The following is a 12,445-nucleotide window of genomic DNA, read 5'->3' as shown; positions in this document are numbered from 1 at the left end:
GTGGTTTTATTGGTCTGCCATGGCCTTACAGCTTTCCAGCCAGGCCTCGGCGGTGATGCGCTGGTCATCGAAATACTGGCGTTGGTGCTGCCAGTAGGTCTGCAGGTAGGGGCTTAGCCCGCTCAGCTGGGGGTTGCGCGAGAGGATCTCGCCAAACACCTCCACCTGTTGGGCGATGGGCTCATGGCCATACAAGGTGGCGGATTCCACCAGGCTGCTAGCGTAGTAGCGGCTCAGCCCCTGTAGCCGCTGCTCCTGCTCGGTAAGGCGCGACTGGCGCATGGTGCAACTGGCATCCGGGTCATCGCCTTCACAGTTGAGTTGATAGTTGTCGGCCAGGAAGTCATAGAAGACGCCGTCGTCCTCGAGCTTGGTGCACAGGAAGGCGCCCAGGTTGAGGCTTGCGCGAATGGCCTGGTTGCGGGCCTCCTCCTGGCGCTGGTTACTGGCCCGCAGCTGTCTTTCAAGCGACTGCAGCTCCTCCTGCAGGGCATCGTCCTCGATGCCGGAGGCCAGCTCTGCCAGCTGCAGGACGGTGCCGGGAGAGCCATCCAGTTCCTCCTCGCCAAGGCCGAGTTCAGACCAACCCGCCTCGATGGCGGCAATGCGCTCCCGGGAGGTCAGGGTGGGGGCAACCAATGCCAGGCGCAGGCCGGTGGCACGACCGCGGTTGTGGGCGCCGTTGGCGGAGGGTTCGCTGCTGGTGTAGTAGGGCTCTTCTCCGCGCAGGGCTGAGCGCAGATCCTCGCGTGGCGTCAGGTAGCTGCCGCCGCGCACCACGAAGCCACCTGCCTGGCCGTGCTGGCGGTCCAGCTTGTTGAGCCGGAAGGGCTCGAACATCATCTCGGTGGCATTGCCCAGCATGTCATGAAGGCCCAGCGGGTTGGGGGCCAGCAGGCCGGCAAGCTGGAGGCGGCCATTGGAGGATTGGGCACCCGAATACCACTCGTGGGCGTTGAGCCCTTCGGGCATGGGGTAGCGAGAGTCACGGTACTCGGCGGTACTGACCTCCAGGCCGCCACGGGCGGCGAACTCCCACTCCACCTCGGTGGGCAGGCGCAGGAAGCCCTGAACACCATCTTCTCGCGGCAGGGCGTCGGGGGCATGCTCACGTAGCCACACGTTGTAGGCATCGCTCAACTGCATCGCGTCGAACCAGCTCAGCTCTACGTGCGGGAACCGCTTGCGGTTCGAAGGAGCAGGGCATTCATCGGCGGTCAGGGCCTCAAACTGCAGCTCGGTCAGCTCGTACTTGGCCAGCAGGTAATGGCGCGACGCAGCATCCTCGTCGCCGCTGAAGCTTCCCGAGATGAAGGCTGGGCGAGCTTGCTCCACATAGCCCCAGCCAGTGCCATCCTGGCCTACCTGTACCGGGAAATCGTCCAGTGGTTCGCTGGCTGGTACGTGGATCTGGCGAAACGCCATGGCCCCTCCGCAGGGCATCGGCAGGATGACATCGTCCTCTTGGGGGGATGGGTTGTAGAGCCGCTCGTCCCACTCTTCCTGGGCTTGCGCCGCAAGTGAGACGGTAAGGCCGACGCCTACCGCGGTGAGCAGTGTGGCGAGACGGATGGCAGGGTGCATTTCAGGCTTCACGTAGGCTCTCCGCGGGCTGGATGCCGAAGGCACGCGCCACGCCGATGACCGCCACCAGCAGGGCGACAGCGAGGGTCAGTGCCAGGGCAACGAGGGCGTGGGCGATGGTGATATGACTGACGACGCCGGCCGCCATGTGACTGGTGGCCAGGGCGCGGTTGAAGACGGCGGAGCCGAGGGCGAATAGCCCCAGGCCGACGATGTAGGCAAGCAGTGTGAGCAGGACGACCTGCAACGCCACATAGATGGCAACCGTGCGACGCTGGAAGCCGAGCAGGCGCAACACGGCATATTCACGCCGCTTGCGGTCGATATTGGCTATGAAGGCGCCGGCCATGGAGGCCAGACAGCCGGTCAGGGCGGTGATGGCGATGACACCGAAGATCAGCCCGAGTACGCGGTTGATGGCGCGCACATTGGCGATCTCGGCCAGCCGGCTGGCGGTCTCGATACGGCGGGCCTCGAGCGCTTCTACAACGCCGGCCACGGCGTCGCCGTCGCTGGCATATACGCGGGCCCGCGCGAAACGTAGCGGGTAGTCATCTCGCTGAGTGCCATGTTCCACTCCGAGCATGGGGCTGGCATGGCCGTCGCGGAAGCGTTCCAGCTCGATCAGCAGTGCCAGGTCGACGAAGGCTGCAGGGCGCGGGAAGCGGGTTGCCTCCAGTACCCCTGACACCTCTACCTGCAACTGCCCGCGCTCCTGGCGGTCATCCAGACGGCGACTGGCCGCCAGGGTCAGCTGATCTCCTTCGCTTACTTCGAGGCGTCGTGCGGCCGGTTCGCTGAGTACTACCTTGATGCCTTGCGGAGATTGGGCCTGGCCGCTCAGCAGGGGATCACCAGCGGCAGAGGGAATCAGCTCAGTGCCTTCCAGAAAGTGCTGGCGATCGCGCAGCAGATCGGCCTGGGTGTTGAGTGACCGGGTCTGGCCGATGGCGAAGCCGACGCCGGGCAGCGCACGCAACTCCTCGAGCCAGGCCTCGTCGTAGCTGCCGCTGGTCAGCATGCGGATCTCGAGGTTGCGCGGATCGTCGAGTAGTTCATGCTGAAGCTGACTGACCACCCCATGCTTGAGGCCGAACAGCAGGAGTAGTGGCGCGATGACCGCAACCAGCGCCGCGGCGACACACACCGAGACCTGGCGGTCATGCCATAGATCCTGAATGGCCAGGCGCAGGATCAGTGTCGCGCGGCCCGTTCCTACCGGGTGTGTGCTAGGGCTCTGGCTCAAAGCGACATCCTCCTGACGTCAGATTGGCCACCAGCCTTGGTAGCCTGAACTGGTTCACCAATGAGTGGTCGTGTGAGACCACCAGCGCGGCCATATCGAGCTCCTGGACCAGCGATAGGATCAACGCGAACAGCCGTTCCCCGGCCTGGGGGTCGAGGGCGGCAGTCGGCTCATCGGCTAGAAGCAGCCTTGGCTCATGGGCCATGGCGCGCACGAAGGCCGTGCGTTGGCGTTCGCCGATGGAGAGCTCGCCAGGCCGCTTGTCGAGCAGTGGCTCAAGGCCCAGGGTCGCGCAGGCATGCCTGACCCGCTCGCTACTGGCTGTAAGACCGAGTAGGCGGCGGGGGAGGGCAATGTTGTCGCGCACACTCAGAAAGGGCAGCAAACCGCCGTTCTGAAGCAGGAACCCCAACTCCCGAGAACGGATCCTGGCCAGGGCAGATTCGTCGCCGTCCTGGAGCATGGCGGCCAGGTCGATGGCGTTCGGCCCCAGCGCATACCGCTTCAGCGAGCGCGGCTGGAGCAGCAGCCCGAGGGCCTCCAGCAGGGTGCTCTTGCCGCATCCGCTGGGGCCCACGACGGCCAGCATGTCGCCGCTAGCCAACTCCAGGTGGGGCAGGTGTACCTCATGGCACCCGGTTCCCTGGCCTCGCGTGATGCTCAGTTCTCTCAAGATCAGCACGGTAGTCAGGGCATCATTTCAAGCGGGACCGGGTAGACGTCATCGCGAGGGTCGGCGCCTTCGGCAAGCGATACCCAACGATCCACGTCCTCGTTGTAGCGCTGGTAGTGACGCAGCTTGGTTGCCAGGCGCCGAATGAAGCGTTCCTGTTGCAAGCCGTCCCAGCTCAGCCAGGTGATCTCATCGAGGTTGAGCACCTCGCTCTGGTAGGGGAGATCCTCGAGGTACTCTCCCATCAGGCCCAGCTCGCCGAGTTGCTGACCTTCGCTCTGCTGCACCTGGTTTGGATCCGCTCCCATGGCGGCCGCGACGGAACGCAGGCGTTCGAACATGTCGGTGGGAGAGATCAGTCCGGCATTGGCAGCGTCGAGGATCTCGCTGACCACGTCGCTGAGGTCACTCAGCTGACCCTTGGTAAGGAGTACGCGAACCTCGGTGGTGGGAACGTGCTGGGCGATCAGGTCGCGGTCGCTGATCCATGCTTCAAATACCGGCGGTGCCTGGCTGCCGGTTGCCTCGCCGAGATAGGCCAGGCGCATGGCGTGACCGATCAGCTCCATATCATCCATCAGCCGCTGCTGGCTGGCGTCATCTTCGGTCTCATCCTCAGCGTGCAAGGCGCTGCCGATGGCTTCTTCGCCCAGATAGGCAGAATGCACCTGGTCCGTGATGGCCGTTGCCAGGGCGTCGACCCGTTGACCAAACAGGGCCACGTCGCCGGTATCCACCGGGTAGTAGAGCGAAGTGCCGGTGCCGGCAAAGGTAGAAAGGTTGCTGTATTGACCTTCCGCGACGGCATGGTCGCCACGCTCCTGCCCGCCGGGTGTCTTGAGGTGCAGGGTATACACTGCAATGCCATGCCGTGCGGCCTCGAGTCGAACCTGGTCTGCATCGAGTCCGGTGGAGGAGCGCTCGCCGTTGCCGTCGATGGCACTGGCATCGGTGATCAGCACGATGTATCGCGCACCGAAGTTGCTCCATTCAACGTCGTCGATGGCCTGCATCACACCGGCGTAGGCATCCTCTTCCCAGCCCACTGTGGAGGCCTGGGCCTCACTCAGGCCGGCAACACGGTCAACGAAGTCGTTGCCGTCCTCCACCTCGTTGGGGTCGGCAAACATGCGAGTCACATAGTCGATACCAGGGGCCGCATCAACACTGTCTCGGAAGGAAACCAGGCCGAAGCGGACCTGCTCGGTGAGCTCTTCCTGCTCGATGCGCTGATAGATTCGCTCGACTGCCTCCCGGGTTCGCTCGATATAGGGCCCCATGGAGATGGTGGAGTCGATGACGAAGACCACTCCGGCATTGAACTCACGTAGCTGGGCCGTGATGTCCTCGGCTTGCTGGGTGGTTTCGTCCTCCTGCGTAGCTTCGCTGACCGAGGCCACACGCAGTAGACGAGTCATGAAGCCCGCCTCGGTCATGATCTCCTCACCTTCCAGGATCGGCAGTAGATAGAACTGCTCGTGAAGGTCGACGAAGTACTCTGGCTCCTGGGCAACGATGCCTGGCGCCTCGCCATCCCGCTGCAACTGGGCACGCAGCGGCGCCACCTGGCCGGAAGGTTCGAAGTCGTCGAAGATCGTCATCAGGCCCTCGCGATCGTCGAAGAACATCAAGCGATCGCGGTTGGCTGGGTTGGTGAACGACAGGGTGAGCTGCATCTTCCAGTCGACGGCGCAGGCTTCCGGCAGCCAGCCGCTGGTGCTGCCATAGCTGTCCGGTCCGACTTCCAGCCAGCCCTCACCGTTCTGCTGGCTCCGTTGGTAAACGTAGAAGCGGCTGAATGCCGGCTGCAGCTCGCCGCCATCTCCACCGGCCTGGTCGGTAAGGCGGCAGCCGGGGGTGGTCAGCACACGCTGGTACAGGGTCTGCTTGCCTTCCTGAAGTAGCGGCCGCTGATCGGCCAGAGCAGGTGTAGCGATGGTGCCCATCGGCAGGGTCAGCGCCAGGCTCAGCAAGGTGTTGCGTGGGCTCATCCCTGAAGCTCCTCCAGTCGCTGGCTGGCTTCGGCGTTATCTGCGTCGAGGCCCAGCGCGGTTTCGTACCAGAAGATGGCCGTTTCCGCATCTGCCTCGGGGAAACAGGCGCTGGGTGAGTGTTGCGCGGGGTCGAACTCCTGGGCATAGGCCAGCGCCGCTGCAGCGTCACCATTAAGGGCCTGGTGGGCATATAACCGGCGCGCTACGCCACAGTGGTTGTTGTCCCGAGCGTCAGCGATGACTTCAAGCATGTTGTCTTCCGCGCTGCTGTTGCCTGTACAGGCCTGAATGAACTCGAGCTCACCGACTTCCCCCATGCGCTGCAGCGAGCAGGGGGCGGCAGCGGTGACGGCCTCACTTTCGGCAGGTGCTTGTGGTGCGCTCTCTGTAGTGGACTCAATGGGGTCAGCTTCTTCAGTAGGCTCCGGGTTTGGAGCTTCTGTCGCGCTAGCTTCTTCCTCAACGGCTTCCTCGACCGCGCTCCCTTCGTCGAGCCCCGGTTGGTTCTTGTCGCGCATGTACAGGCCGAACCAGGCGGCAGCGGCCACAATGGCAACGAGGATCAGTGCTGCCAGCAGGATCCATAGCCAACGCTTGCCTTTGCCCGACGGCTCAGATGTGCCTGGCGGTTCTGAGGACTCAGGTTCAGGCTGGGGTTCTGCTGGGGGCTCTTCTGCCGGCTGAGGCGCAGGCTCTGTTTTGGGCTCCGGCACCGTTGCTGCCGGTGGCTCTGAGGCAGGCATTGGCTCAGGCGCATCGAGTGCAGCACTGTCATCGACCGCTGGGGCGCTGCCCTGGGCGCCCGAAGGCATCAGCCCTTTGCCGAGGCGTAGTCGTGCTTGACCCACTTGGGTGCCGTCCGGCCCATAGACCCGCGCCATGTTGGTGGAGTGCGTATTTGCCAGCAGGGGGTCGACGATCTTTCCATCCACTATCGCCCCGAGATGGCCGTCGGTGGTGGGCTGCAGCGCCGGCAGGTGGAAGCGGAAGGCGTTGCTGCGCCACTCCCCGTCGTCTTGCAGGAAGCACTCGTCCTGATTGCGCTGGATGTCGACCGCCAGGCCCTCGTTGTCACCCTGCCAGCCGATGATTACCAGCTGACCCAGGCCGGGTTGGTTGGTGTCCAGCGGACGCAGTTCTACCTTACGCATGAGTCGCCTCCCTGGCGGTGAACATCTCCAGCACTGTGCCGAGACGTTCGTTCTGTTCGATGGAGATTTCACGCCCGCCACCGTGGCCGGCATTTTCCTGGGTCATCAGGCATAGGCCTGAAAGCCAGTCGCCCAGATAGACCACTGCCTGGTTGACCGGCTGCTCGGGTAGATTAGGCGGTTCTCCACTGGGAACTTGGCGCTGCTCATAGCCAAACAGTGGCGCCTTGGCGCCGACGAAGCTTGTTGGGCGCTGATCGGTAGGCAGGTAGTGAAAGCCGAGCCAGGCGATAAAGTCGCCCAGTACCAGCTGAGCCGTGAGTACCTGGCGTGCCGCCAGGCGGTCGCGACGAGCACCGCTCTGCACACGTCTAACCAGGGCTTCGTGTAGCCGCTCCTGTACCTTGAGCCGGCTGGCACCGGTGATCAGTTCATTGACCAACAGCTTTACCAGTTCGCGGTCGAGGCCAAGCATCCTCATCAGACCCTGGCGTTGGGGCAGCTCCCGTACATGGCCGACCCAGGCGTTGTAGACAGCCCGAGCAAAGCGGTGGTCGGCACTTTGCATCACCGGGACTTCAGGGGGAGCAGTGGTGGTGTCCGAAACATTGGCAGGGTCTTCGCCAAAGGGCAGGTCGCCGAAGCCTCCCTCCAGGCCAAAGGCACCTCCACCGTATAGACCGGCATCGTCTGTTGCCGTCTCATCCTCATCGACCTCCTGCTCAGTCACGAGGCTGTCCTCGCTGTCGCTGAGGTAGAGGTCGCGTACCAGCTCATCGTCGAGCTCGAGGTGGTTCTGCAATTCGCCCAAAGAAGGCAGTCGTGTCTGAAGTTCCTTCCAGAAGCGTTTGGCGGTTTCACGCTTCTCTGCCACCTCGCCGGCGGAGTCGCCGAAATGCCACTTGGCAAGGCGTTCCTTGATCAGGGTGTGCTGAGTGGTCTCGAGCTGGTTGGCGATACGCCCGAGCTTGTACTCGAGACCCGCGATGCGGCCCAAATAGTCACCGATACGCGACATGCCGCCGTCGTCCAGGGCCAGCATGGCTTGCCAGGCTTCATCAGGCTGGTTGACATGCTTCAGTACCGAGGGGCTCTCGACAAAGGTGGCTGCCATGCGCTCAAGCGCTTCGGCAGCATCGTCATGAATGGCGATCTCGCGCCCCCCCTCGTTAACCAGGAAGGGCACTGGTAGACGCGGCTTGCGCACCAGGAAGGTGTTGTCGAACGCCTGGCCGGGTGCCCATTCCTGCATCCAGTCGTAGCTGCCAAAGCGCTCGAGCATGGTCATCTTGATCAGCCCTTCCCACCCCTCGCGGAGCTGGCCGTCAGGCTGTTGGAGGGAGCCATTGATGCGCATGTCGAACATGGTCAGAGCCCAGATCAGTCCGGGGTCGCGGCTGCCCCGCTCGGCAGCCGTCTGGCCTTGAGTTTTCTCTATCCAGCGACTCAGCACCGGCCCCACACTGGTCACGTCGCTCTGCTTGCTGGAGCTGGTGCATACCACCAGGCCGTTCATTTCCTGACTGTCGGTGTAGCGCTCGAAGAGGTAGGCGACCTTACCGCGCAGCAGCAGCTGGGAAAGTCCCTCCTGGCTGCCAGGCTCGCCGATCTGACGCAGGCTGAGGCGGCCCCGGTAGCCGGGGAAGTCGAGCAGGTCGACCTTTTCGACTCGCGGGTCGCGGGTGGGCTCCACGAGTGGAAATGTCAGCTCGGCTGTCAGGGCAGCCAGTTGGGCTACAGGTAAGCTTACCGGTGAGCCGAGTTCCGAGCCCTTAACCGGGCAGATGTCCAGGGGTTGATCCTGGGGGGGGCCAAGACGCTCCAGGATATCCACGTTCATGATGCTGTCGCGCTGGCTGAATCCGTCACCATCACGCATCACCAGGCAGCGCAGCGGGGCAAAGACCCGAGAGGCATGGCCGAGAGTGCCGAGAGTCTGGGCGAGCTGGCGATAGAGGTTGGTCAGTTGGGGCTGCTCACCCCATAACAGTGAGAACAGCTCGGCACGCTGGTGGCTGTTGAGCCGTGGGGCCAGCTGGATGACCCGCGGCCAGTAGCGGGCGTTGAGCCTGCTGACCGACTTGGGAAAGCTGGCGTGGAGGTAGTCCCAGAGCTCCACGACCCCCTCCGGCGTTACCCCGGGGAGGATGTCGCCGTCGAGCGTGTTCTCGTGGGGAGCCAGCGCGGCGGCTACCTTGTTCTCGTCAATCTCGTAGACATCTTCGCGCTCGTGGTCGAAGTCGTTGAACCAGGCATTGGCCAGTACCTTGGCGACCTCGACCTCGCTGAACAGCTTAAGCTCTACGGGGAATTCTGCTGGTCCGGAGCTGGCTGAACGGCTGAAACGGGTGACCAGGCCGGTAGCTTCCTTGCCTCCGCCGACGGGGTTGACGTGTTCGATAAAGTCGAGCCTAGCCGGGCCGTACTGAGTCTCGAGCTTGCCGTTCTCGCCTGCGGCGAGCGCCGAGATGAGATAGGACTTGCCGGCCTGGGAAAGGCCGAAGAAGCCCACCGTCATCGGCGTGGTTGCAGCACGGGACAGGCTCTGTCCGAGATTGCGTGCACGGTAGAATTCGAGGCTAAGCTGGTCGGCTTCGCTATCCAGGCTGGGGGCACTATCGCGTACTGTGTCAATCCACTCCAAGGCGGCGCCGGCCCCCTTGTGGAAGGCCTGCCAGCCCGCGCTGAGCCGTTTCTGTTCAGGGGTCAACTGGTTCATGTCCGCTTCACGCTCCCGCTGTCCAGCCAGTAGTTGGTATCGCCAAGTCCGGCGTCGATAAGGGTGTTGAGCTGCAGCTTCAGGTCCCGGGTGCTGAAGCTGGCATCGCCATCGGTATCCACGCTGGCGACCTTCAGACGGTCACTGATCAGGCTGCCCTTGCTGGCCCGTTGGTCCACGGCCAACTTGACCTTCAGGACGGGAGCCTGGCCGTTCTTGGCTTCGGCTTTCGCCAACTTCTCGGCTCCCGCGGCGGTGAAGTCGAGGGTGTACAGCGGGGAGGCCGTCCAACGCTGTGCAGACAGCTGGCGATAGCCCAGGCGCAGCGGGCCGCGCATTTCGATGGCGGGGATGTCACCGCTCTCGTCTTCCAGCTCGATGGAGGTACCGTCCTCGGTAGTCGCGATGTCGCGGTAGGTCACATCGGCATCGGGGATGGTGTTGTTGTTATCGATCAGCCCGATATGACGGATCGTCGAGTAGGGGCGAAGGGCGGCCGCACGGAAGAAGAAGTTGGAGAGGTTACGCTGCACGCAGAGCAGGCAGAGCATTGCCCCCACCGAGGCGGTGCTCTTGGGGTCGTCGATGCGACCGTTGCGATGGAAGGGGTACCAGCTGCCGGTGCGGTAGCCCTGCAGCGGCAGGATGCGCCCCGGGGGTAGCGGCAACATCTTGCGCAGATAGGCCTGGATGCCCGGCAGGCGAGAAGGCCTGCCGGTGATCAGCAAGGTGTCACACTGGTACTGGAAGACCACTTCACATAGCGAGGCCAGGGTCTTACAGATATTGAAGCGGTCCTTCAGGAATGCGCGGTGAACCTCGAGCAGGTTCACGGTGAGCGGGATGCCAAGCAGATTGAAGTCGCACTCGGGTCCCAGCTCGCGGCGTAGAGCAACTTCCACGTATTGGTTGACCGCATCGCTTACGGCCTTTTCACCGAGACGCTCGCCGTAGGTGAGCGTCTCGGGGGGGCAGGGTGATTCCGGGTCGAAGGCTTCATAGGCTTCGAGAATGGCGAGGCCGAGCGGGGTGAAGACCTGCAGGTTGAGCTGCTGGCGGAGTACCTGCTCCTGGGCGTTGGCCCCTTCCTGGCCACATAGACGCGACATCATGGCGTCAGGAAAGGTCACACCAGCCTGTTTGAGGGCTGCTTCGAAGCTGGGTAGTACAAACAGCTGGATGACATCGAGCAGGATGTCGTCACCGGCGACCCGGAAACCATCACGGAAGCGCTGTTCGGGAACCACGAAGACGTTGCTGCCACTGCTGCCGCTGCCGTTGCGGTCCAGGTGGTAATCGGTGATCACCAGGTCGGTGGTGCCGCCTCCGATATCAATGGTGCCAAGGGTGATGCGCTCCCTGTCAGGCTTGCCATGGCGAGCCAGCGCATCGAAGAACTCTTCCGGATGACCGGCAAAGTTCTCCTTGATTTCCGTGTAGAGATAGACCAGCTGGCCGCAGGAAGCCTCATCCCATTCGACGCGAAGTCGCGGCATGGGCACGCGCAGGGTTCCATCGTCGGCCGCCAGGTAGGGATCTTTCTCTTCGTCGTCGTCGTGCCAGCCGAGGCTCTTCCACACCAGGGCGACCGACTGCTCCAGCCTTGCAACCAGCAGACTGCGTTCCGCTTGAGGCATTGCAGGCGGCACGGTGAGCGTGATGGAACGCAGCTGGCGTGGACGATTGGTGTGTCCTTGCCTCACACGCTGGGCTGGACTGTTGGCCTGCATCAATGCCTGTGCCAGCACCTCGGCCAGCATGAAGGTCATCAGTGAGCTGCGCGAATAGTGAGGCTTGAAGACCGGCATCTGATCATCTTCCTCAGCGAAGATGTACAGGGCATCACCGAGCTCGTTGATCAGGTGGGAGAACGGAGCCGCAGTAGCGTGGGGCTCTGTGTCGGTTCGTACATAGGCACTGTTGAAGCGCCAGCCATGCCGATAGAGCTCTTCATCCCACAGGTAACGCTTGGGGCTGGAGAGCCCCGTAGAGCCTTCAGTACCGCGGCGTCGGCCCGCCAGGCGACCTGCTTCGACGCCGACTCGGGCGATGGTGGGCCAGAGAAATGCATCGGGGCGACCGCTTTTCACCGACAGGTGGTCCTTGCCGAAGAAGGTCTGAGAGAATTCGACGCGGCTCTCGAAGGGCTCACGATAGACCCGCTCCGGGTCGACCAGATCCCGCAGCTCGAGGACGTAGTTGTGCTTCAGGCCCATGCCCGATTGGCCGTGATCCTCGATGAGGATGCCGCAGGTACGAGAGTTGCCCACGTCCAGGATCAGATCGACGGGAATGGCGCCTTCGCTCTGGGTGATGACCCTGATATCGGGGATGGCAACTCGGGGAGCAGGGTCGCGATGCTCTTCCTTGATGGGCCGGTGGAGCAGGCTGAGCACATTGAGGTAGTGGGCCAGGTGCAGTCGCTCGCCAAGCGCCTCGCTCATCTCCTGGCTGTCCAGCCCCTCGTTGGCCTCCTTGAACAGCTCTTCCAGCCATTTCTGGACCCACTCCTGATCCATGAACCACTTCATGTCGATGGTCATGGTGGCCACCCGGAAGTTGGCGCCGGCGCTGATGTCGTCAACGGTGGGGCAGAGGTAGGCCGTATGGCCGCTGCGTGGCAGGGTGCGGGTGTCGAAGGCGAGCGTGAGGCGGTGTGTATGGCCATCGAGATCCGGCTCGCCCAGGGCCACCAGACGCATCCGCGCCCAGTTGGCCGGGCCTACGTCGAACTTGCTGGGCGGACGGAAGCGCAGGAAGGGGAGAGGCAGCCAGGCGCCATCCAGCTGCTCAAGGCTTGTGGCCATGGGGACATCGAAATCCGACTCTCGGACTGCCTCGATGCGGTCCTCGAGCCCCGCTCTTTCTACGACGTGAAACAGCTCGCCATCTTCCTGATTAACCAGCAAGCGAGTCAGCATCTTGTCGGTATTGGCAAGGTATTTGAACTCACCTGCGGGTTCCTTGCGCGGGTCAAGTGTCAGGCCGAAGTCCATGAACTGAACGCCGGAGTGGCTGACCAGGGTAGCCACCTCTTCGAACTTGATGATTTCTGGCAACATGATCGGTTAACCGTCC

At 63.1% G+C, this 12,445-nt stretch carries 7 protein-coding genes; all 7 read right to left on the bottom strand.

Going from position 1 to position 12,445, the window contains the following annotated elements:
• Window positions 1-6 precede the first annotated feature (6 nt).
• The 7 genes from LWH48_RS03090 to LWH48_RS03060 are packed head-to-tail and all read right to left on the bottom strand — an operon-like array spanning window position 7 to window position 12,429.
• On the bottom strand, window positions 7-1,596 hold the full coding sequence (locus LWH48_RS03090) for a formylglycine-generating enzyme family protein (RefSeq protein WP_232911220.1): 1,590 nt from the start codon (window positions 1,594-1,596) through the stop codon (window positions 7-9).
• The gene (locus LWH48_RS03085; RefSeq protein ID WP_232911219.1) at window positions 1,586-2,830 is read right to left on the bottom strand and encodes an ABC transporter permease; all 1,245 of its coding nucleotides are present in this window, start codon (window positions 2,828-2,830) and stop codon (window positions 1,586-1,588) included. The genes LWH48_RS03090 and LWH48_RS03085 overlap by 11 nt, the downstream gene beginning before the upstream one ends.
• A complete protein-coding gene (locus tag LWH48_RS03080; protein ID WP_332875603.1) occupies window positions 2,814-3,512 on the bottom strand; it encodes an ABC transporter ATP-binding protein in 699 nt (232 codons plus the stop codon). Before LWH48_RS03080 ends, LWH48_RS03085 begins: the two co-directional genes overlap by 17 nt.
• A gap of 5 nt (window positions 3,513-3,517) precedes the next feature.
• Window positions 3,518-5,494, bottom strand: a complete 1,977-nt coding sequence (locus LWH48_RS03075; RefSeq protein WP_232911217.1) for a vWA domain-containing protein — start codon at window positions 5,492-5,494, stop codon at window positions 3,518-3,520.
• Window positions 5,491-6,648 carry a hypothetical protein gene (locus LWH48_RS03070; protein WP_232911216.1) on the bottom strand — a complete coding sequence of 386 codons (1,158 nt, stop codon included), beginning with the start codon at window positions 6,646-6,648 and terminating at the stop codon, window positions 5,491-5,493. The genes LWH48_RS03075 and LWH48_RS03070 overlap by 4 nt, the downstream gene beginning before the upstream one ends.
• A complete protein-coding gene (locus LWH48_RS03065) occupies window positions 6,641-9,367 on the bottom strand; it encodes a putative virulence factor (protein WP_232911215.1) in 2,727 nt (908 codons plus the stop codon). Before LWH48_RS03065 ends, LWH48_RS03070 begins: the two co-directional genes overlap by 8 nt.
• The gene (locus LWH48_RS03060) at window positions 9,364-12,429 is read right to left on the bottom strand and encodes a virulence factor SrfB (protein ID WP_232911214.1); all 3,066 of its coding nucleotides are present in this window, start codon (window positions 12,427-12,429) and stop codon (window positions 9,364-9,366) included. Before LWH48_RS03060 ends, LWH48_RS03065 begins: the two co-directional genes overlap by 4 nt.
• Window positions 12,430-12,445 lie beyond the last annotated feature (16 nt).

Origin of the sequence: Halomonas sp. G15 (genome assembly GCF_021282295.1) — a bacterium.
Classification (GTDB): Bacteria; Pseudomonadota; Gammaproteobacteria; order Pseudomonadales; family Halomonadaceae; genus Halomonas; species Halomonas alimentaria.
Note: the sequence above shows the minus strand (reverse complement) of the source record. Positions and strands in the feature narration are given on the sequence as shown.